Raw genomic sequence first — 21479 nt, 5'->3', positions numbered from 1 at the left:
TTTGAGCTATGCTCTAATTCATAAAGTTCTAAGAATTTAAAGGAATTTCCCATGCGTGCACAGCCGCAAGCCTCACATTTTATCAATGGTCAGTTTGTTGAAGACACGACAGGACGTGCTTTTGATGTGATCTATCCTGCCACCGGCGAAGTCATTGCCCGCCTGCACGGCGCGACACAAGCCATTGTCGATCAGGCTGTTGAAGCCGCTGCCAAAGCGCAGGTTGAATGGGCGAAACTCAAGCCTGTTGAACGTGGCCGCATCCTGCGCCGTGCCGCAGACCTGATGCGCGAGCGCAATCAGGAATTGTCGGAACTGGAAACACTGGACACCGGTAAGGCCATTCAGGAAACTCTGGTAGCCGATGCGGCTTCCGGTGCCGATGCGATGGAATATTTCGGCAGTGTGATCTCCGGCTTCAATGGCGAGTTTGTCGAACTTGGTGGGCCTTTTGCCTATACCCGCCGCGAAGCACTGGGCGTTTGCGTTGGTATCGGCGCATGGAATTACCCGATCCAGATCGCCTCGTGGAAATCAGCCCCTGCTCTGGCAATGGGTAATGCGGTGGTGTTCAAGCCATCGGAAAATACACCGCTATCAGCTCTGGCACTGGCACAGCTTTACAAAGATGCCGGTCTGCCGGACGGGCTTTTCAACGTGGTTCAGGGCTTTGGCGATGCCGGAGCTGCACTGATCAGCCATCCTAAAGTTGCTAAGGTCTCACTCACCGGCTCCGTGCCGACAGGCAAAAAGATTATGGCGCAGGCTGGTAGCGAGATGAAACAGGTCACCATGGAACTCGGCGGCAAATCCCCGTTGATCGTGTTCGATGATGCAGATCTGGAAAATGCCATTGGCGGCGCGATGCTCGGCAATTTCTATTCCACCGGTCAGGTCTGCTCCAACGGCACCCGCGTTTTCGTGCATGAGGCTGTTGCGACAAGTTTTGTGAGCCGTCTGGTTGAGCGCACCCGCGCTATTCAGATCGGCGATCCGCTTGATCCAAGCACCCAGATGGGGCCAATGGTGAGCCTTGCCCAGCGCGACAAGGTTTTGTCCTATATTGAGAAGGGCAAAGCTGAAGGCGCAAATCTGGTTTGCGGCGGTGGCGTGCCTGCCTTGCAGGGACTGGAAAACGGCTTCTATATCGAACCGACAATTTTCACTAATGTCAGCGATGAGATGAGTATTGCACGGGAAGAAATCTTCGGCCCTGTCATGAGCATTCTGACCTTCAGCGATGAAGATGAAGTCATTGCCCGTGCCAATGATACAGAATTCGGCCTTGCTGCCGGTGTATTCACCGCAGACAGCGCCCGCGGTCATCGTGTGATTGCAGCACTCAAGGCCGGCACATGCTGGATCAATGCCTATAATCTCACCCCTGTGGAAGTACCTTTCGGTGGTTATAAAAACTCCGGTATCGGCCGTGAGAATGGCCTCGCCGCTCTCTCCCATTACAGCCAGATTAAAACGGTCTATGTGGAAACCGGTAAGGTCGACAGCCCTTACTGAGTGTCTTTCAGGTAAATAAAAAGCGGGCATTTTGCCCGCTTTCTTTTTATTTAGAGCTTCAATGCTCGCAACCGCAACGAGTTGGCAATCACTGAGACCGAGGACAAGCTCATCGCCGCCGCTGCAATCATCGGCGACAATAAAGTACCGGTAAACGGATAGAGCAGCCCCGCCGCCACAGGAATGCCCAGTGCATTATAGACAAAGGCAAAGAACAGGTTTTCCTTAATATTACGGATTGTCGCCTCTGCCAGATGATGCGCACGGGCTATGCCGGTGAGATCACCTTTGAGCAGCGTAATCCCCGCACTTTCCACGGCCACATCAGCACCCGTGCCCATAGCAATACCCACATCAGCAGCGGCCAGTGCCGGTGCATCATTCACACCATCCCCCGCCATAGCGACTTTCTTGCCCTGTTTGTGCAACTCATCAACCAGCGCTTTTTTATCTTCCGGCAGCACATCGGCACGCACATCATCAAGACCAAGTTTAGCCGCCACAGCACGCGCTGTACGTTCATTATCACCGGTAGCCATAATGATCTTCAAGCCACGCGCATGGAGTGTGCGGATAGCCTCTGCCGCTGTTTCCTTAATCGGATCGGCCACAGCAACCAGACCTGCCAGCTTGTTATCAACGGCGACAAACATCGCGGTCTTACCTTCTGCCCGCAATGTATCGGCCTGCGGCTGAATGGTGGCAATATCCAGCCCCATATCCTGCATCATCGCAGGATTGCCGAGCGCGACTGCCCGCCCTTTTACCGTGCCGGCAACACCTTTGCCGGTAATCGCTTCAAATTCGTCCACATTATCGGTCTTCAGCCCTTTAGCTTCAGCACCGGCAACAATGGCTTCCGCCAGTGGGTGCTCCGAGCCTTTCTCAAGGCTCGCGGCCAGTTGCAACAGGGTGTTGTCGTCGATACCGGAAACTGCCACCACATCCGTCAGTTTCGGTCGGCCTTCTGTGAGTGTGCCTGTTTTATCAACGATCAGCGTATCCACTTTCGCCATACGCTCCAGCGCCTCAGCATCCTTAATCAGCACACCAGCCTGCGCACCGCGCCCTGTTGCGGTCATAATTGACATTGGCGTTGCCAGCCCCAGCGCACAGGGACAAGCGATAATCAGCACCGAAACCGCCGCAACAATGGCATAGATCATGCTCGGCTCCGGCCCCCACAGCGCCCAGCCGATAAAGGAAAGGATCGCAATGACAATAACCATCGGCACAAAATAGAATGAAATCCGGTCAGCCAGCCCCTGAATGGGCGCACGGGAACGCTGGGCTTTGGCCACCATGTCCACAATCTGCGACAGCATGGTTTCTGCGCCGATTTTCTCCGCCTGCATGACCAGAGAACCGTTTTTATTCACGGTACCACCGATCACTTTATCGCCTTCGGTCTTTTCAACCGGCACCGGTTCACCGGTAATCATGGCCTCATCAACAGAGGAGCGGCCTTCCACCACGATACCATCTACCGGCACACTGTCACCGGGACGGATATGAAGTTTATCGCCTGCCTGCACTTCATCCAGCGGCACATCAGCTTCGCTGCCATCAGCCGCAATACGACGTGCAGTTTTCGGCGCCAGATCAAGCAAAGCGCGGATCGCCGAGCCGGTACGCTCACGGGCACGCAGCTCCAACACCTGACCAAGAAAGACCAGCGTGACAATAACGGCTGCGGCCTCGAAATAAACAGGAACCGAACCGCCATGACCACGGAAGGAATGCGGAAACATATCCGGAAACAGGATTGCAACCACGCTGTAAAGATAGGCGGCACCGACACCGATCATAATCAGCGTCCACATATTCGGGCTGCGGTTTTTAAACGAGTCGAGCCCGCGCTTGAAAAACGGCAGCGCCGCCCAGAGCACCACCGGTGTCGCCAGTATAAACTCCAGCCAGACCGTTCTTTGCTCCCCTATCCATTCACGAACAGGCAGACCAAGCATTGGTCCCATTGTGACTATCAGCAAAGGGACAGAACAGATCGCGCTTACCCAGAAGCGGCGTGTAAAATCCACTAATTCAGGGTTAGGTCCGTCATCAAGCGACGGCATGACCGGCTCGAGCGCCATGCCGCAAATCGGGCATGAACCCGGTTCATCGCGGATAATCTCCGGATGCATCGGACAAGTATATTGCGCCCCTTTGATTGCAGGCGCAGCGGCAGATTGCGCGGTAAGATATTTCTCGGGATCAGCTTTGAATTTGCCGTGGCAACTATCTGAGCAGAAATGATATTCATGCCCCTTATAGGTCATGTGCGGTTTTCCGGCGGCAGGATCGACCATCATCCCGCAGACGGGATCTTTCACTTTATTACCATGATCATGGTCGCCGTGATGATGCCCGTGATGCGCATCACCGGCATGGGTCGTATGCGATGCAGTATGCTTCATAAGAATCTCTCCTGCCTGTCAATTAACAGGCAGGATAAAGGTTCCCACTATAGCAAGGTCAAGCTATAGATTCAGCTTCTTCCTCATCGTCAGCAACCGGATTTTCATCCATCAGTTCTGCGTAATCGGCATAATCCATCTGCATACGGCGATAAACCAGATATTTCGCATCATGATAGCCAGCGATTGCACCGGTGCGTGGCTCCAGCACTTCACCCTTGCCGCTCATTGCCGCCATTGCCTGCGGTAGGTCCGCAAAGTCACTGCTGGCAACAGCACCAAGCATGGCAGAACCCAGCAGCACCGGTTCGGCCTGTTCCGGCACCAGCACGCGGCAACCGGTGGCATCCGCATGTTCGCGCAAATAAAGCTGATTACGCGCCAGACCGCCGGAGACCACCAGCGTATCAATCTCCATGCCCTCATGGCGCATTTCTTCAAGAATATGCCTTGTGCCATAGGCCAAAGCCTGAATGGTGGCGAGATAATCCAGTGCCAGATCATCAAGCTCGTGATCCAGTGTCAGACCGACAATTGCACCTTTGCGCCAGCTTTCCGCCAGCGGGGAGCGATTGCCGTGGAAATCCGGCTGCACATGACGATGACGGGTCAGGGTTGCGGTTTCTTCAGCCATTTTGGCCAGATGCGCATCCAGCAGATCGGCAATGCGCTTGCCCGGATTTTCTGCTGCCAGTTTAACCGACACCGCATGACGTGCAATCACAGCATCGATCAAAGCACCTGCTGCCGACTGTCCGCCTTCATTCGCCCAAAGATCAGGCAGCAGCGCAGAATAATAAGGCCCCCAAACACCGGAGACAAATACCGGCTCTGTGCTCAGCGCGATATGGCAGGTTGAGGTGCCAGCGATCAGAGCCAGACGTTGCTCCGTTGCACTCACACCGGCACTGTCCTCAACAGCCAGCGTGCCAAGCGCACCGGAATAAGCATCAATCAGACCGGTAGAAACGGCGACACCAGTTTTAAGACCAAGTTCCGTTGCGGCCTGTTCCGATAATTGTCCGGCCAACTCACCGGCAGCACCAAAACGATTGCCGATGGCTGCAAAATTATCATCGCCCAGTTCTTCAAGGCCGATATTCTCAAGGAACGCGCTGTCCCAGCCTTCTCCGGCTTTGCCCCGATCGCCGAGATAAGTCCATTTACAAACCGGCGAGCAAAGCGAGCGCATATCGGTGCCGGTAGCGCGATGCACCAGCCAATCCGGCAAATCCCAGAAAGCAGCGGTCTGCGTCCAGCTTTGCGGCAGTTCACGCTTGAACCAACGGATTTTCGGCAGCTCCATTTCCGGCGACATACGACCGCCGACATGGTTCAGCACCTTGCCGCCAATTTCGGTGATCTCTTCGGCATCATTGATCGCACGGTGATCCATCCATAGGATCACATCCTGATCCGGCTCACCCTTCGGGCTGACAGTGACCGGCTTGCCTTCCGCATCAGCAACAACCAGCGAACAAGTAGCATCAAAGCCGATACCGGCAACGCTGTCTGCTGCGATTGCGGCTTCAGCCATTGCATTTTTCACAGCAGTGCAGATCGATGCCCAGATATGCGCCGAGCTTTGCTGTGCAAAATCCGCCTGCGGGCGAAAGGTTTCAATGGCACAGGCTGCAGTGCCCAGTAACCGGCCTTTGCTGTCAAAAATCCCTGCTCTGGCGCTGCCGGTTCCGACATCAATTCCAATATAGTGGCGCATCATCAATCCTCATGCACAGAAGAAAACTTTGATTCCGTGCTTACAACAATTTCATGACGTATCAATAGCACTGAAAGTGGTGCTATAAACAGATCAATGGCTCTCTCTTCCAAGCCCGTTTTGCGGCAGACCCAATCACTGACCATGACACCGCAAATGCAGCAATCGCTCAAAGTGCTGCAAATGAGCCGTGCTGAGCTGGAAGACTTTGTACAAAGTGAAATAGAAGCCAATCCGCTTTTGCAAAGAGCGCCAAGCGGTGCGCTGCCCTCTTCCAGCACTTCGGATTATTCTGTTGAAGATTTCGGCACCGTGCAACATTCACTGCAAGATCATGTGGCCGAGCAGATCAATCTGAGTATCAGAGATAAAACCGAACGGCATATTGCCGAGCTGCTTACCGAGACTTTGGACGAATCCGGTTATCTTCATGCGGATTTGGCGCAGATCGCCAAGCGCCTGAATGTGACACCGGAACAGGTTATGCGTGTTCTGCATCAATGTCAGGCTTTTGAACCGGCTGGGCTTTTCGCCCGTAATCTGGCGGAGTGTCTGCGTCTGCAGCTCATTGCCGATGATCGCCTGACTGCGGAAATGGCCATTCTGCTTAAGCATCTTGATCTGGTAGCGAAGCGTGATTTCAGTGCGCTTAAAAAGCTCTGCGATACGGATGATGAAGAACTGGCAGAACTACTGGGCGAACTCCGTGGTTTGAACCCCAAACCCGGTCTGATCTTCGACAGCACACCTGCGCTAACCATCATTCCTGATTTACTGGTTGCCAAAACACCGAATGGCGAATGGAGCATCACGCTCAATCCGCAGGCTCTGCCCCGTGTGCTGATGAATGAGGATTATAGCCGTAAACTCAATGACAATAGTCTTTCCAAAGAGGAAAAACAGTTTCTGCGAGCCTGCAAACAAAAAGCCAGCTGGCTGACCCGTATTCTCGATCAGCGTGCGCAAACTGTCCTCAATGTCGGTGAGCAGATCATCACTCATCAGCAAGGTTTTCTGGAAAGCGGTGCGGTTGCGCTCAAACCATTGACAATGCAAATGGTGGCCGATGCGATTGAGATGCATGAGAGCACCATCAGCCGCGTTGCCAATCAGAAATATATGCTGACCCCGCAAGGTCTGTTTGAATATCGCTATTTTTTCAATTCAGCGATCAGGGGTAAAACCGGCGATGATATTGCCTCTGAGGCCGTGCGCAGCAAAATCCGCACGCTGATTACACAGGAAACCATCGACAGCGTTTTGTCTGATGAAGCCATAGTTCAGAAACTTGATGCGGATGGCATTGTTATCGCCCGCCGGACAGTCGCCAAATATCGAGAGGAACTCGGCATTCCTTCCTCCGCAAAACGACGGCGGGAAATGAAACTACACGCCCCAAAAATAAGGCCGCGTAATTGATTACGCGGCCTTATCCTTAAGCTATAGGCTCAGAAGATTATTTTGATGCTTTAACAGTGTTGTAGCTGTTAATCAGGTTGCGGTAATCCGGAATGTGGTTTGCGAACAAAGTACCCAGACCTTCCACATCGTTACGCCAGTCGCGGTGCAACTCACAGGCAAGACCGAACCATGTCATCAGCTGTGCGCCGTTAGCACTCATACGATCCCATGCGGAATGACGGGTGATTTCGTTGAATGTGCCGGACGCATCGGTCACCACGAAGACTTCGAAATCTTCAGCCAGAGCCGACAGCGCAGGGAAAGCCACACAAACTTCGGTCACAACACCAGCAATAATCAGCTGTTTCTTGCCGGTTGCTTTAACTGCTTTCACGAAATCTTCGTTATCCCACGCGTTGATCTGACCAGGACGGGCAATATAAGGCGCATTCGGGAAAAGCTCTTTCAGCTCAGGCACCAGCGGGCCGTTCGGGCCATCTTCGAAAGATGTGGTGAGAATGGTTGGCAGGTTGAAATATTTTGCCAGATCGGCAAGTGCCAGCACATTGTTTTTGAATTTATCAGGATCAATGTCACGAACCAGAGACAGCAAACCTGTCTGATGATCTACGAGAAGAACGGCTGCATTGTCTTTATCGAGGCGGTTATAAGGCTTAGACATTTTCAAAACTCCATGGTTTCAAGTTGATGAAATGAACCTACCCGTAAGACGAAAACTCCAAAAGATAGTTATTTGGAACCACAACGTCCCATAAAAGAGACAATCAAGCTCTTTACAAAACCGGAAGGAAGACAGGCCTCCCTCCGGCATATCGACACGATTTATGCAGCGCTAAAACCATCGACGCGACAAACAATCAGATCATGATCGGAAAGCGGACGCTGATTATCATCCAGTGATGAGATGATGCGGCTCTCGGTAATATTCAGACCACGACTAAGGAACCAGTCCAGTTTCATGGCACGGTCAGGCCAGCGGGTAATCAGGCTCGGGCGGGTTGTCATCTGATCCAGCGCACCGCTGTGACGGGTAAAGCCGCGCTCGGCAGCGACACGGAACAGACCTTCTGCCTCGAAGTCACCTTCCGCATGATTGCCTGTATTGAGATCGCCGCCAATCAGCATCGGCATAGTGCCAAACTCTTCTTCCAGCGCATTAATCAGCTGTGCCACCTGTTTTTCACGGTAGGCTGCCGGAGATGCGCTTTCCAGATGCACAGATACCGCCAGAAACGGCCCGTCAACGGTTTCAATCACCGCACCGATCGCATTGCGCTCCCCCAAACGTGGCTGATCGCCGCCATTGAAAAACCACAGGCGCTCACCGGCCAGACGCTGCACAAAGATACGCTGCATCGGCACGGAAGACATCAGCGCATTGCCGTGGAAACCTTTTCCGTTGAAATCATCCTGGCAGAAGGAATGCTCAATCTCCGAGCCAAGGCCAAGCTCGATAAACTCCACGCCATAGGCATATTCCATAGCCATATGGCGAGCGACTTCCGCTGTCATGTTCTTCTGCGCGGTGCGCGCCATGCCATTGTCCATCTCGGTCAGCAGTGCCACGGCCGGTTTTTCTGCCAGCATTTTCGCAGCGCTTTCCTCAGGAAAAAGACAGCGCTCCAGATTCCATGCAGTGACATTGAACGGAAATGCCAGCGGTGCGGTTGAAGCAGCCTGACCACCGGTTTCCACACGGGTCATACACTCCATGGAAACCAGCTTGGCATCATGGGCAGTCATGGTTTTATCCAGCTGTGTGATGCTCTGGCGCTCCTCATGGGATGGCACATCCAGAACGGCAACTTGTGTGCGGATCATGGTTTCAACAGTCATTACTTCAGTCATGTCATTTCTCAGTCTTGTGCAATATTTCAGGCAGAAACAGCTTGGGCTGCTTTTACAACAGTTGCGGCTGTTTGCGATAATTCAATGCGCTTGCCGCTCTGTTTATCGAAGAAGTGCAGTTTTTCAGGCGTCACAGCCAGACGCATCTGATCGCGGATTTCAGCTTTTGGGGGCAGTGCGGCGACCAGTTTCTGATTGCCCGCATAACCATGCACAATGCGTTGTGCGCCCAGCTCTTCCACATAATCGGTGCGGAACTGCAAGCCCTGCTCATGCGCTTCAGCGATATGCAAATCTTCCGCACGGATACCGACTGTCACCTCGCCCTGCACAGATGGCTCTGTGCCGAGTTTCAGAATATCTTCGCCCAGCATCAGCTGCGCCTGATGCACAGTGCCGTCAGCAAGATTCATTGCCGGTGAACCGATAAAGCTGGCGACAAAGGTCGATGCAGGCTTGTGATAAATCTCCAGTGGTGCGCCGATCTGCTCAATCTCGCCACCATTCAGCACCACCAGACGATCCGCCAGTGTCATCGCTTCCAGCTGATCATGGGTCACATAGATCGAGGTTGTGCCAAGACGGCGCTGCAACTGACGGATTTCTCCGCGCATGGAAACGCGCAATTTGGCATCGAGGTTGGACAAAGGCTCGTCGAACAGAAACACCGCAGGCTTACGCACAATCGCACGCCCCATCGCTACACGCTGGCGCTGACCACCGGAAAGCGCACGCGGCTTGCGTTGCAGATAAGGTTCCAGCTCCAGCATCCGCGCAGCTTCTGCTACTCGTGCCTCGATCTCGGCTTTTGGCGTTTTGCGGTTCCGCAAACCATAAGCCATATTATCATAGACCGTCATATGCGGATAAAGCGCATAATTCTGGAACACCATGGCAATGTCACGATCTGCCGGTTCCACCTCATTCACGGTACGGTTGCCGATTGCCACTTCACCTTCCGAGATGGTTTCCAGTCCTGCCACCATACGCAGCAGCGTGGATTTTCCGCAGCCGGAAGGGCCGACCAGAACAATAAATTCACCGTCTTTAATATCGATATTCACCGCACTGACAGCTTTAGTGCCGCCTGCATAGATTTTCGATACATTTTCAATTTTAACCTGTGCCATTGAAGGCTCCTAAAATCTCTTACTTGTCGCTCTCGGTCAGGCCTTTGATGAACCAGCGCTGGAACACCACAACCACCAGCACCGGCGGCACCATAGCCAGCACGGCAAGAGCAAAAGCCTCGTTATAATCCGGAATTTGCGCCCCGACCCACACCTGCAAAATCTGCTTGATACCGCGCATCAGCGTGAAGAAGCTCTCATCGGTCGTCACCAGCATCGGCCAGAGATATTGGTTCCAGCCATAGACAAACATGATGATAAACATTGCGGCGATCATGGTGCGTGACAGCGGCAGCAGTATATCGATGAAGAATTTCACCGGCCCTGCTCCGTCAATGCGGGAAGCTTCCAGCAATTCATCCGGCACCGATTTGAAGAACTGCCGGAAATAGAAAGTCCCCGTGGCCGAAGCCAGCAGCGGCACAATCAGTCCTGAATAACTGTTGAGCATACCGAAGGACGACACCACCTGATAGGACGGTACAATACGCACCTCCAGCGGCAGCAGCAGCGTGGTGAAAATCAGCCAGAATGCCAGCGTGGCAAAGCGAAAGCGGAAATAGACAATCGCATAGGCCGCCAGCATCGACAGCACAATCTTGCCGATTGCAAAACCGAGGCCGAGGATCAGCGAATTCAGCAGCATCCGCGAGCCGGTGATCTGTCCGGTGAAACCGCCCTCACGGGTCAGCACATTGCTATAGGTTTCCGTGAAATTATCACCCCAGCTCAGAGACAGACCGTTGGAGTGAATATCCGCTGCCGTATGGCTGGAGGTGGTGAAAGCCACCACCACCGGCAAGATCAGAAACAGTGCTCCGACAAGCAGGATCAGATGATCGGTAATCTTAACTTTATGCATCTCGTCACCCGCTTAATTGTAATGAATGCGCCGCTCAACGAAGCGGAACTGCACGATGGTCAGCGTGAATACCACCACCATCAGAATGACGGATTGTGCGGAAGAACTGCCAATGTCATTACCGCGGAAGCCATCCATGAACACTTTATAGACCAGCGTAATCGGATTATTGGCGGCCTTGTCCTTCACCATCACGTCGATCACGCCGAAAGTATCGAACAGCGAATAGGTGATATTGATAATCAGCAGGAAGAACACGGTCGGCGCCAATAAAGGCAGAATAACCGTGCGGAAACGACGGGCGCCGGAACGGCAATCCATCACCGCAGCTTCACGCACTGAGGCGGGAACCGCCTGCAAGCCGGACAAGATGAAAATGAAATTATAAGGGATCTGCTTCCAGACCGAGACAACGATCATCGCAAAAGCAGTGTCGAAATAGTTCAGCCCGACTTTCATATCCCAGCCAAACCATGCGGCCATTTTCACAAAGGGGCCGATATGCTGGTCGAAGATCATCATCCCGATGAGACCGGCAACCGGCGGCGCGATGGCATAGACCGAGATCAGCACCGTTTTATAGGCAGCATTACCACGGATCACCGCATCGGCTTTTACCGCCAGCAACATGCCAATGCCCAGCGACAGTGCAGTCACGATAATCGTAAAGATCGCTGTAAAACCGGCAATGCCACGATATTCAGGGCTGACCAGCACATCCGTATAGTTTTCCAGTCCGACAAAGGTCGCACCGAAACCGAACGGGTCTTCAATATAGAAGGATGACTGAATGGCCTGAACAGACGGCCAGTAGAAGAAAATCAAAACAACAGCCAGCTGCGGCGCCAGCAGCAGATAAGGCAGCAGGCGTGAATTAAACTGCACGCGCTTGGCTGCTTCTGTCTGTTTTGCATTACCAATCAGCGGCAAACGCGAGAAGAACGCAGCGAGCTTTGAAGGTTGAGAAGTCTGGATATATGCCACGCGGCAAATCCCCGTCTTTTTGAGAAGCATCTATTAAAAACGGGGTCAGGCATGATTTGCTCCGACCCCGTTCATCACATTGAGAAAATCTCAGTTGTTAGTTCGCGGTCTTTGCGAAACGGGTCAGCAGGTCATTGCCTTCTTTTTCAATAGTTTCGAAAGCTTGTTTAACAGTGGTTTCGCCAGCGAAAATACGGTTATATTCGCGTTCCATGATGGTACGGATCTGCGGGTAGAAACCGAGGCGGTAGCCTTTCGACCAGTCACCGGACTGCAGCATCAGCTGCTTGATGCCGACTTCGGCAACCGGTGTCTTTTCGTAATAGCCTTCAGATTTTGCCAGTTCATAAGCGGCTTTGGTGATCGCCACATAGCCGGTTGCCTGATGGTAATATTTCTGCACTTCCGGCGAAGTCAGGAACTGGAAGAAGTCAGCCACGCATTTGTTTTCTGCATCCGGCTTACCGGCCATGGCGAACAGAGCCGCACCACCGATAAAGCTGTTGGTGCCTGCACCGTCAACGGCTTTCCAATAAGGCAGGAAGTCAGCGGAGAATTCCATTTTTGCAGTTTTCTGCAGGCCACCGAAAGAACCGGAAGAACCGATCCAGAAAGCAACTTTACCTTCATCAAAAGGCTTCTGATTATCTGCCCAGCCTGCACCGTAGAAGCCGAAATAGCCTTTATCAGCCCAATCTTTCAGCTTTTCGAACATCATGATGAGGTTCGGATCAGTCACATTCAGCTTGGTGTCCTGAACGCTGTCATAACCGTTATTATTGGTGGCGAACTGGATGTTCTGACGGGAGAAGAAGTTCTCGGTGAACTGCCATGTCAGCTGCGAAGCGGTAAGCGGAATATAACCGGCTTCTTTGAGCTTTGGTGCAACAGCTTCAAATTCTTCCCAGGTCTTCGGGGCTTCAACACCAGCCTTTTTCAGCGCTTCGGTATTGATATACATGATCGGTGCGGAAGAGTTGAAAGGCATGCCAACAAATTTGCCATCCGGTGCCGCATAGAAATAACGCACGCCTTCGATAAAGGCTTCACGGTCGAATTTGTAACCGGCATTGTTGATCAGGTCTTCAGCAGGCACTGTTGCGCCTTTTGCATTGATGATGGTGGCTGCACCGGCATCAAAAACCTGAAGAATATTCGGCTGTTCGCCAGAGCGGAATGCAGCAATACCGGAGGCCAGCGCTTCTTCATAAGAGCCTTTGGATACCGGTGTCAGCGCGCAGGACTGCTGGGATTCATTGAAGCGCTTGGAGATCTCATTGATCACGTCAGCATTCGCGCCGCCCATGCCGTGCCACCAGCTGATATTGGTTGCAGCCATTGACGATGTTGCAGAGACGGTGAGTGTCAAAGCGGCGATAGAAAGTTTTCTGAACATTGCAGATCCCGTTTGTTGAAAAACTGGTTCCGCAATAGAGGGTGGATATGACACCGAATTAACAGGAATGAATCAGATTTATGAAACACACCGAAACCGGCAAGTTGCATAAATCTGCCACTGCCTGCCCTGTATCAGAGCATTTCCAGTTTAGGCTGAATCATTGGAAATGCTCTATCTTTTTGTTTTTACGCGTATTTTATCCGAAAACCGTTTCACACTTTTCGGGATGCGCTCTAACCTAAACAGGCCGACCTCACGACAGGAAAATGAAATCCAGAATGATCGTGGAAAATAACAGGCCAATCATCACATATTGAAATCGCCTGCGCTTAATATTCATCGCAATCAGAATAACGATGGTTTCCAGCACCATGACAACCGGCAGAACGACCATATTATCGGTGTCGTTTTTAATGAAGGATGTTCTGATCTGTTCAAAAGACTGCATGCTGTTGATGAAAATAAAGAGGGCAAAAAGCCATTTCTTTCTCGAAAAGAAATAGGTCTCGTAATCCCCGTATTCTTTAATGTCATCCGGCGTCAGGGTAACGCAGATGAAAAACAGACCAAAGACATAAAACAGCTCTAAGATATAAGTAACAATATCATAGGTTTTGCTGTTGCTCTCGATGAGATAATCCCACCAGAACTGAATAATCCATAAAAATACAACCAGTATCCAGCCGATATGGATATAGGATATTTTGTTCTTCGAAGGGTGCTGAATAAATTTGGACGCGAAGACCAGCAAGCGCGACAGGCACAGGCTTATGCCCATGCCATTGATAATGCGCATATGCGAAAAAACATCAGCCTGACTGACAAGAATATCCGCTGCCATTGGCAAGCTCCCCTCCGGATAAGCGCATTATAAACTGCCGGATCACATCCCCTCCGGCTGTCATTTTATTTATTAGTAAATTATCAGCTCAAATGATGCCGACATAGTCAGAAGCAGAGCACCCAGAATTGCCAGAATCAAGCCGGTTCTGAAATGTTTGGATGCTTTAACAACCAAGCCTTTGTCATCGCTTTGTCCCGCATCACCATGCAGGGATGTGGAGAACAATACGATCAGCAAACCGATCAGCAGTGTGAATGAACCCGCAGCACTCAGCAGATCACAGATAAAAAGCGTTAAATTGGTATTGGTCATAGAAGCTTCACCGGACAGATTACAAAATTACCCGTGATGGTTATAAACTCTGCCTGCTCATGACAAGCCTGAAGATTTCAATAGATCATAATGTTGAGCAATAATTCCCATCATAATTTATGCGCTTTTCTGATGTCATGCAGAAACAACACTGGTCTTAACTTCGGTTCATGCGATACAACGCATGAATTATTAAAAGATGCAGCAAGCATGAATAAAAATACGGAGGAGCGCTCAAGATGCATTATGCGCGTATTACCGAGCGTTTGAGCAGCAAAGGCTCACACAAATGGGCTGTCCATATGCGCGCCCGCGAGATGAAAGCCGCAGGCGAAGATATTATCGAGCTGACCATCGGCGAACCGGATATTCCAACACCTGCCGATATGATTGATGAGGCTGCCCGCTCCATGCGCGCAGGCCGCACCCGCTATACCAGCGGCCGCGGCGAGCCGTCGATTCTTGCAGCTCTGTCTGACAAATATTCGAAGCGTACCGGCCGCAAGATCAGCCAGCAGCAAATTCTCTGCTTTCCGGGCACACAAAGCGCACTGGCAATTGCCATGCTTGGTCTGGCCGAAGAAGGTGATGAAGTCATCACCACCAATCCGTGCTATGCGACTTATGAGGGCGTGATTAAAGCAACCGGTGCCACACCGGTCTATGTGCCGGTCAGTGAAACCAACGGTTTCCGCTTGCAGGCGGCCGATCTGGAAAAAGCCATTACACCACGCTCACGCGTGCTGCTGCTCAACTCACCGCACAATCCGACCGGTGCCATGCTGAGCCGTGAGGAAATCGCAGCCATTGGCGAAGTCTGCCGCAAACATAATCTCTGGATCATCTCCGATGAGGTTTATGAATTGCTGGTCTTTGACGGTGAATTTGCCTCTCCGCTTGATCTGCCAGAACTGGCCGAGCGCACCGTTGTGGTTGCCTCGATTTCCAAATCCCATTCCGCACCGGGTTTCCGCAGCGGCTGGTGCATCGGACCGGAAGAATTTACAGATCGCCTGCTGCCTTTGTCTGAGTATCTGCTGTTCGGCGTACAGCCTTTCATCGCGGATATGACTGCCTATGCGCTGAACCGTCCGGCAACCGCAGCGCAGCAAATGCTTGAAAACTTCTACCGCCGTGCGCAAATGATTTCCGAGCGCCTCGATGGTCATGCCGGAATTTCCTGCAAGATCCCGCAGGCAGGCATGTTCATTCTGGCAGATATCCGCGCCACCGGCATGACCGGTGCGGAATTTGCGATGCGCCTGCTGGAAGAAGAAAAGATTGCGACTATGCCCGGCGATTCCTTCGGCAGCAATCTGGTCGGCTTTTTGCGTCTGAGCCTCAGTGTGGCGGATGACCAGATTGATGCAGCCTGTGCCGGTATGGTGCGGCTTGCACAACGTATCACACTGGAAAAAGCAGCCTGATTTCACCTCCTTCCAATACAAAGCCCGCCTCAGTGATGAGGCGGGCTTTTTGTTTTTCATATCGGTTTTAGCGGATCAGTGTCACATGCTTGGCACCGAATGCCCAAAGAATACCGCGCACGATCAGCAAAGCTGCAATCACAATCAGCATGATACAGACCGAGAAAGCCGCCGCCTGATTGACCGCCCCGCGATCAGACAATTGCAGCACAGAGATCGAGGCAACCTGCGTTGCCGGTGTGGTGAGAAAGATCACCGCAGACAGCGATACCATAGTGCGCATGAAGAACAGAACCCCCACGCCCAGCAATGTCGGCCACAACAGCGGCAATGTCACTTTACGCAAAGTTGTCAGCACACTGCCGCCAAGCATGGTTGATGCTTCATCAAACGAACCGCTGATCTGTTTCAGACTGGTTGAGGAGATCAGGAATGCGTGGGCATGGTTATAATAGACGCTAAGAATGATAATCAGCGCAAAACTGCCATAGAGGAAGTGCAACGGGTTGGACGGATTGTTAAAGGCCAATACATAACCAAGACCCAGCACCATACCCGGAACAGCTGACGGCAAGATGGCCAGAAATGCCAGCGGGCCGGTGAGCGGATTTTTGAACTTCTGCACCGCAATTGCTGTCATACCGGCAATCGCCACACCCAGCACAGCCGTCGCCAGACTGATCTTCACACTGTTCCACAAAGGCGCTGTGCCGTTCTGCACATCAAACTGATAATGCTGAAGCGTAAAGCTCATATTATATGGCCAGAGCTTGACGAAGCTTGCCAGTACCACAATCAGAATGACACTCAGGATCAGCGCCATTGTGAAATAGGCATAAAGCCCGAGCAGCAGATCACGTTTACCTGACGGGCGCACAACCATTGGCCGCGCCTGTGAGGTGAGCAGCGCCTGTTGCTGTTTAGTCAGGCGTTTTTCAACAATCTTGGCGGCAATGGCAGGCATCAGCAGCACAATACCGATCACCGCACCCAGACCAAACTGCGCCTGCCCGATCACCTGATTATAGACTTCTGTGGCCAGCACGTTGAAATCGCCGCCGATCACCATCGGATTACCAAAGTCAGTCATCACCAGATTGAACACAACGAAACAGGCTGCCGCCAGACCATAGCGGGTGGCAGGCAAAGTTTGGGTGCGGAAGATACGCCATGGCCCTGCCCCCAGCACTTCCGCACTTTCATGCAGCCGTGCATCACTGACAGCCAGCGCTGCCGAGAGGATCAGGAAAGCATAGGGAAAAGCATAAAGCGCATTGGCAATCACCACACCCCAGAAACCATAGATATCAATATCCATACCCATCCAGCGATTGAGAATACCGTTACGACCGAGCAGCAGCACCAGCCCCTGCGCCTGCACCAGTGACGGAGCAAAGAGCGGAATAAGCGCCGCCATCCGCAACAGGGATTTAAACGGCACATGGGCACGTTGCAGCGTATAGGCATAGGCATAGGCCATGCCGGTCACAATAATGGTACAGGTCAGCGCCATACCAAGACTGTTCAGCACCAGCGTCCAGAAACGCGCAGTGGTAAAAGTGCGGGTAAAATTGCCGAGGCCAAAACCTTCAGGCGTGCTGAAACCCAGCACCAGAATGGCCCAAAGCGGCATGACAAGGAAAATCAGGATCAGGGCTGTAATCCCGATCGTCATCGCCCAGGAAATGAAATTGTCGCTAAACAGACCGCGCTTTAAACCGGCACCGGTCGTCGTGGTTACAGAAGCCTCCGCGCTGCTCATGACAGCACCCGTAAAGCGTCTGCCGGCAGATGCAGCGTTACTGCATCACCTGTTTGCGGCAAGTACCCTGTTCTGTTGGCGGTGCCGTGCATTTCCACACTGATTTTAACGTCCGGCCGTTTATCCGGCACCACTTCCAACCGCGATATATGCCCCAGATAGATCTGGCTGCGGATGGTTGCCGGAAAGTGATTATCATCCGGCATGGTTTGCGTTGCAGGCAGCAGGCTGACAGCCTCAGGCCGGATACCGACTTTACTGACCGGTGCGGAACCGGAAACCTCTGTGGCATCCAGTTTCAGCACTTTATCGGCAAAATGCAGACTATTTCCGGTAGTCTTATCCAGCGGCAGAATATTCATGCGGCCGATAAAATCCGCAACAAAGCTGGTTAAAGGCTGCTGATAAAGCGTCTGCGGCGTGCCGGTTTGTTCAATATGTCCGTCTTTCATCACCACAATCACATCGGCCATCGCCAAAGCTTCTTCCTGATCATGTGTGACCATAATGGTGGTAATGCCGACGCGTTTTTGCAGTGCGCGGATTTCATTGCGCAATTCCTCGCGCACCTTTGCATCCAGCGCGGAAAGCGGCTCATCAAGCAGCAAGAGTGACGGATTGGGCGCCAATGCACGGGCAATAGCAATACGCTGCTGCTGACCGCCGGACATTTGCGCCGGTAATTTCTCGGCCTGATTAGCCAGATGCACCAGATCCAGCATTTCACGTACCCGCGCTGCAATCTGTGCTTTTGTCCAGCTCCGGCATTCCAGCCCATAGGCAATATTGCGCGCCGCCGTCATATGCGGAAATAGCGAATAAGACTGAAACACAACGCCGAAATTACGTGACCGCGCTGGCGTATGCGACAGGTCATTATCGCCCAGCATAATCCTGCCGGAATCAATATCTTCCAGCCCCGCAACGGCACGCAGCAAGGTTGTCTTGCCGCAACCGGAGGGCCCGAGAAAACATACCAGAGAACCATGCGGAATATTCAGAGAAACATTATCAAGGGCTTTCACTGCGCCATAGCTTTTAATGACATTCTGAATGTTCAAATCCATTGGTATATTTCCTTTGGTATTTTGTTTTTATGGACGCAGATGAAAATCCCTGCGTATTCCCCGTTGCATGAAATTTCATGCAAATGCTTATCAGACTGATTCAAGCTGCAGCTTTAAATCTCTGTTTTTCGTATGTTTTTTACAGCGCAGAAAACAGCTTGCTCAACGCTTTGAAAACCGAAAGAGCAAGACCGGACAGCTGCAAGGCTGTCCGGTCTGTTTAACAATTAGCGCTCGTATTTCTTCTGCCATGTTTCAATGATCTTTGTGCGATCATCGGCTGCGGCTTTGAAATCAACCGCATACATAACCTTGGACACGTCTTCAGGAAGACCGGCTTCTTTGAACTTGTCCGGCATTGCGCCGCCCGGAATCGTTACAATGGCTTTCCACTTGTAATATTCGTCGGCAGCCTGCTTGCTCACAGTCCAGTCGAGAAAACGCTTGGCTGCGTCTTTGTTCTTGGATGTTGAAACCAGCGCATTGGCTTCCAGTTCATTACCCGCGCCTTCTGACGGGATCACCATGGTGATCGGATAGCCTTCGGCAATATTCTTGATGGCGCGCAGTTCAAAAGAGGCACCAACAGTATATTCGCCCATTGAAGCGACGTTACACGGCTTGGAACCGGATTTGATATATTGCGCTACGTTCTTGTCGAGACTGTCGAGGAAAGCCCAGCCCTTTTCTTCGCCCATCTGCTGGATCAGCGAGTCAATCTGGATATAGCCGGTGCCGGATGATGCAGGGTTCGGCATCACCACTTCACCTTTAAAGGCAGGGTCGGTCAGATCGGCCCATGACTTCGGCATTGTCAGGCCTTTGGATTTCAGGCGCTCATTGTTTACGCAAAAAGCGGCCATATAACCGGTAACCGCAAACCAGCGGTCTTCCTTATCACGGAACTGCGCAGGCACAGTGTCGATATTCGCAGGCTTATAAGGCTCCAGCGTTTTAATAATTTCAGGATTGAACAGCGAGGTAACTGCAACGCCCCACAGCACGTCATGTTGCGGATTTGCCTGTTCGGCAATGATACGGGCAACAAGATCGCCATTGGACAGGCGCAGCATATTAATATCCAGATCAGGTAAAGCTTTTTTCGCCTCGGCGAGGAAAGCTGCGGCCTCATCTTCTTCATAAACAGTATAAACCGTCAGCGTCTCTGCCAGTGCAGAACCGGCCATCAGAGTCGCAGCCAGCGCCCCCAGAGTTTTCAGGTAAGTCTTGCGCATATCAAAGCCCCCATCCCATGGATTTTGTTTGAGTTTTTATAAAAAGTTCCCGCACATAATGATGAAATAGCCACAGATATCAATGCGAAACTTTGAAAACACACTGGAACACGCTGCGCTTGCCCCCTCCCGCTGCAGTCATTCCCGTGGCCTCATTGGTCGCATAAACATGATCTCAGAATGAGACCATTCTTCAGACAATGCTCCGCACAACCTCACAGAAAGGCACATCTGTCAGGTCAGCTTCCGAATTCTCGATTGGTCATATTATCGCGGTCGTTGAATGAGACCATTTAACGACGGGTACTCTGAAGTCTGTGACTGCAGGTGTGTTTTCCACACCCGCATTGCATTCACGATCTTGCATAAAAATCAGGGGTGAGTGACGGATCAAAAGCCGCCCCCATCAGGATAACCTCAAAACTGTGCCTGTGCTTTGGCTCATGCGCATGTCCGTAAGCGGCAAAAAACAGCGCATTTTGTCATAATAAACATTTCCGCAAACAGGCAATAAAACTGCGATATTTGTTGTCGCTTTCACGGTAAAAAATATCGCATTCGGCTAGTTTCGCCATGCGATCAGATCACTCTGTACTGTGTAAAACTTCTATGCCTGCTTCCGGCCGCTCGCGACGGCTCCCCAGATTGACCAGCATATCATTACCGTCCTGCAAGAAGGCAGGTCCGACAATCCGTACAGCACGGTCAGACATATCTTTTTCAACGACCGGAACAGAAACCGGCGCCATCACCGGCTTAACAGGCGCAATGTTTTTTTTCTTCGGTTTTGCGGAACCTGCCCGCACCTGCTCAATATAGGAAAAATACTTTGCCCAGTTACATTTCTGAAAATTCTCTGATGCCTGATAGGCATAGGCAGAACCCAGATTGACGTAGGATTCGCGTTTATCAACAGACACCATATCCGCAGTCTCGGCAGCAGGATCACTCAAAATGTACAGATTGACGTCGGGGGTCTCGCAGATGAAACGACACTGCGCCAATGTCTCTTTTATCTTGTCGCTTCGGGCATATTGCGAATGCGGTGCCGGAAAATAATATCCGTCAGACAGGCGCACACAAAACAGTAGAGGTGTTCCCGAATACTGGCCGCCAAACAAATTGGTATTTTTGGCAAGCTGGTTTTTGTTGCTCAGCCCGCTTGGCTTTGATGATGTGGCAGTGAGAGATGTTCCGCTGCATTTTGCCAAAGCTGCGGCACTTTTCTGCAACTGTTTTTGTATGTCACCACGTCGCTGAGCCAAATCACGGCAGGCGTTAAAAAAACCGCCCTGAGCATTTTCTGCCGTACATTTCCGGCCGCGCTCCATATTTTTCAAGGCAGTCAGCTGACGCTTTAAAATAATATCGGCAGCGATCAGGGAATTATCAGAACATGTCGCAGCAAGAGCAGGAGAGATTGTACCCGTTACAAGCAGGACAACCAAGAGGAGCAATGTCTGGCGAAGCGTAACACAACGCGTCATAAGCGCAGGCATCACCGGAAAACCCAACCTCTTTGACACCCTCCACTT

The 21479-nt window shown here is 51.8% G+C and carries 17 protein-coding genes; 3 read left to right on the top strand and 14 right to left on the bottom strand.

Features of this window, described 5'->3' with window-relative positions:
• Positions 1 to 51: 51 nt before the first annotated feature.
• Entirely contained in the window at positions 52 to 1515 is a 1464-nt protein-coding gene (betB, locus tag JNC80_RS10110; RefSeq protein WP_376710238.1) for a betaine-aldehyde dehydrogenase, read from the top strand.
• A gap of 50 nt (positions 1516 to 1565) precedes the next feature.
• Here betB and JNC80_RS10105 read toward each other — a convergent pair whose 3' ends face one another.
• Together JNC80_RS10105 and JNC80_RS10100 are read right to left on the bottom strand one after the other, a co-directional pair.
• Positions 1566 to 3932, bottom strand: coding sequence for a heavy metal translocating P-type ATPase (locus JNC80_RS10105; protein WP_376710237.1), 2367 nt, complete (start codon positions 3930 to 3932; stop codon positions 1566 to 1568).
• 58 nt (positions 3933 to 3990) lie between these two features.
• Positions 3991 to 5655: an FGGY-family carbohydrate kinase gene (locus tag JNC80_RS10100; protein ID WP_376710236.1), complete on the bottom strand. Its 1665-nt coding sequence runs from the start codon at positions 5653 to 5655 to the stop codon at positions 3991 to 3993.
• 93 nt (positions 5656 to 5748) lie between these two features.
• On the opposite strand from JNC80_RS10100, the gene rpoN reads away from it, so the two are divergent.
• Positions 5749 to 7071, top strand: a complete 1323-nt coding sequence (gene rpoN, locus JNC80_RS10095; RefSeq protein ID WP_376710235.1) for an RNA polymerase factor sigma-54 — start codon at positions 5749 to 5751, stop codon at positions 7069 to 7071.
• A gap of 37 nt (positions 7072 to 7108) precedes the next feature.
• On the opposite strand, the gene ycaC is transcribed toward rpoN, so the two are convergent.
• The 8 genes from ycaC to JNC80_RS10055 all read right to left on the bottom strand — a co-directional run bounded on the left by ycaC (position 7109) and on the right by JNC80_RS10055 (position 14453).
• Complete coding sequence (ycaC, locus tag JNC80_RS10090) at positions 7109 to 7735, bottom strand: isochorismate family cysteine hydrolase YcaC (protein WP_022710061.1); 627 nt, start codon at positions 7733 to 7735, stop codon at positions 7109 to 7111.
• 161 nt (positions 7736 to 7896) lie between these two features.
• Positions 7897 to 8922 carry an endonuclease/exonuclease/phosphatase family protein gene (locus JNC80_RS10085; protein ID WP_376710234.1) on the bottom strand — a complete coding sequence of 342 codons (1026 nt, stop codon included), beginning with the start codon at positions 8920 to 8922 and terminating at the stop codon, positions 7897 to 7899.
• A 26-nt stretch (positions 8923 to 8948) separates the two neighbouring features.
• Entirely contained in the window at positions 8949 to 10052 is a 1104-nt protein-coding gene (locus tag JNC80_RS10080; protein ID WP_376710233.1) for a sn-glycerol-3-phosphate import ATP-binding protein UgpC, read from the bottom strand.
• A 19-nt stretch (positions 10053 to 10071) separates the two neighbouring features.
• Positions 10072 to 10914: a sn-glycerol-3-phosphate ABC transporter permease UgpE gene (gene ugpE / locus JNC80_RS10075; RefSeq protein ID WP_376710232.1), complete on the bottom strand. Its 843-nt coding sequence runs from the start codon at positions 10912 to 10914 to the stop codon at positions 10072 to 10074.
• 12 nt (positions 10915 to 10926) lie between these two features.
• Entirely contained in the window at positions 10927 to 11898 is a 972-nt protein-coding gene (locus JNC80_RS10070) for a carbohydrate ABC transporter permease (RefSeq protein WP_376710231.1), read from the bottom strand.
• 97 nt (positions 11899 to 11995) lie between these two features.
• Positions 11996 to 13294 carry an extracellular solute-binding protein gene (locus JNC80_RS10065; RefSeq protein ID WP_376710230.1) on the bottom strand — a complete coding sequence of 433 codons (1299 nt, stop codon included), beginning with the start codon at positions 13292 to 13294 and terminating at the stop codon, positions 11996 to 11998.
• Positions 13295 to 13550: 256 nt separating this feature from the next.
• The gene (locus JNC80_RS10060; RefSeq protein WP_075654520.1) at positions 13551 to 14138 is read right to left on the bottom strand and encodes a hypothetical protein; all 588 of its coding nucleotides are present in this window, start codon (positions 14136 to 14138) and stop codon (positions 13551 to 13553) included.
• A 72-nt stretch (positions 14139 to 14210) separates the two neighbouring features.
• Positions 14211 to 14453 (bottom strand): hypothetical protein, encoded by a 243-nt coding sequence (locus JNC80_RS10055; protein WP_075654519.1) that lies wholly within the window; start codon positions 14451 to 14453, stop codon positions 14211 to 14213.
• 239 nt (positions 14454 to 14692) lie between these two features.
• On the opposite strand from JNC80_RS10055, the gene JNC80_RS10050 reads away from it, so the two are divergent.
• Positions 14693 to 15880: a pyridoxal phosphate-dependent aminotransferase gene (locus JNC80_RS10050; RefSeq protein ID WP_376710229.1), complete on the top strand. Its 1188-nt coding sequence runs from the start codon at positions 14693 to 14695 to the stop codon at positions 15878 to 15880.
• Between the two features lie 67 nt (positions 15881 to 15947).
• Here the strand turns inward: JNC80_RS10050 and JNC80_RS10045 are convergent, their stop codons facing one another.
• The 4 genes from JNC80_RS10045 to JNC80_RS10030 form a co-directional block, all read right to left on the bottom strand.
• Complete coding sequence (locus JNC80_RS10045) at positions 15948 to 17642, bottom strand: ABC transporter permease subunit (protein ID WP_075654517.1); 1695 nt, start codon at positions 17640 to 17642, stop codon at positions 15948 to 15950.
• Positions 17639 to 18709 carry an ABC transporter ATP-binding protein gene (locus JNC80_RS10040; RefSeq protein ID WP_376710228.1) on the bottom strand — a complete coding sequence of 357 codons (1071 nt, stop codon included), beginning with the start codon at positions 18707 to 18709 and terminating at the stop codon, positions 17639 to 17641. Before JNC80_RS10040 ends, JNC80_RS10045 begins: the two co-directional genes overlap by 4 nt.
• Positions 18710 to 18936: 227 nt before the next feature.
• Positions 18937 to 19944 (bottom strand): ABC transporter substrate-binding protein, encoded by a 1008-nt coding sequence (locus JNC80_RS10035; RefSeq protein WP_022710073.1) that lies wholly within the window; start codon positions 19942 to 19944, stop codon positions 18937 to 18939.
• 584 nt (positions 19945 to 20528) lie between these two features.
• Positions 20529 to 21431, bottom strand: coding sequence for a DUF2865 domain-containing protein (locus JNC80_RS10030; protein WP_376710227.1), 903 nt, complete (start codon positions 21429 to 21431; stop codon positions 20529 to 20531).
• Positions 21432 to 21479 lie beyond the last annotated feature (48 nt).

Origin of the sequence: Pseudochrobactrum lubricantis, from assembly GCF_041929865.1 — a bacterium.
Lineage (GTDB): Bacteria > Pseudomonadota > Alphaproteobacteria > Rhizobiales > Rhizobiaceae > Pseudochrobactrum > Pseudochrobactrum saccharolyticum.
The sequence above is the reverse complement of the archived record's forward strand: the minus strand, read 5'-3'. Positions and strand labels throughout refer to the sequence as shown.

Bases quoted from the DNA above. Each gene is read 5' to 3' on its own strand.
- ugpE (WP_376710232.1), bottom strand. From the start codon at position 10,914: ATGCATAAAGTTAAGATTACCGATCATCTGATCCTGCTTGTCGGAGCA.
- JNC80_RS10065 (WP_376710230.1), bottom strand. From the start codon at position 13,294: ATGTTCAGAAAACTTTCTATCGCCGCTTTGACACTCACCGTCTCTGCA.
- JNC80_RS10080 (WP_376710233.1), bottom strand. From the start codon at position 10,052: ATGGCACAGGTTAAAATTGAAAATGTATCGAAAATCTATGCAGGCGGC.
- JNC80_RS10060 (WP_075654520.1), bottom strand. From the start codon at position 14,138: ATGGCAGCGGATATTCTTGTCAGTCAGGCTGATGTTTTTTCGCATATG.
- ycaC (WP_022710061.1), bottom strand. From the start codon at position 7,735: ATGTCTAAGCCTTATAACCGCCTCGATAAAGACAATGCAGCCGTTCTT.
- JNC80_RS10030 (WP_376710227.1), bottom strand. From the start codon at position 21,431: ATGACGCGTTGTGTTACGCTTCGCCAGACATTGCTCCTCTTGGTTGTC.
- JNC80_RS10055 (WP_075654519.1), bottom strand. From the start codon at position 14,453: ATGACCAATACCAATTTAACGCTTTTTATCTGTGATCTGCTGAGTGCT.
- JNC80_RS10035 (WP_022710073.1), bottom strand. From the start codon at position 19,944: ATGCGCAAGACTTACCTGAAAACTCTGGGGGCGCTGGCTGCGACTCTG.
- JNC80_RS10040 (WP_376710228.1), bottom strand. From the start codon at position 18,709: ATGGATTTGAACATTCAGAATGTCATTAAAAGCTATGGCGCAGTGAAA.
- JNC80_RS10085 (WP_376710234.1), bottom strand. From the start codon at position 8,922: ATGACTGAAGTAATGACTGTTGAAACCATGATCCGCACACAAGTTGCC.
- JNC80_RS10100 (WP_376710236.1), bottom strand. From the start codon at position 5,655: ATGATGCGCCACTATATTGGAATTGATGTCGGAACCGGCAGCGCCAGA.
- JNC80_RS10050 (WP_376710229.1), top strand. From the start codon at position 14,693: ATGCATTATGCGCGTATTACCGAGCGTTTGAGCAGCAAAGGCTCACAC.
- JNC80_RS10045 (WP_075654517.1), bottom strand. From the start codon at position 17,642: ATGAGCAGCGCGGAGGCTTCTGTAACCACGACGACCGGTGCCGGTTTA.
- JNC80_RS10105 (WP_376710237.1), bottom strand. From the start codon at position 3,932: ATGAAGCATACTGCATCGCATACGACCCATGCCGGTGATGCGCATCAC.
- rpoN (WP_376710235.1), top strand. From the start codon at position 5,749: ATGGCTCTCTCTTCCAAGCCCGTTTTGCGGCAGACCCAATCACTGACC.
- betB (WP_376710238.1), top strand. From the start codon at position 52: ATGCGTGCACAGCCGCAAGCCTCACATTTTATCAATGGTCAGTTTGTT.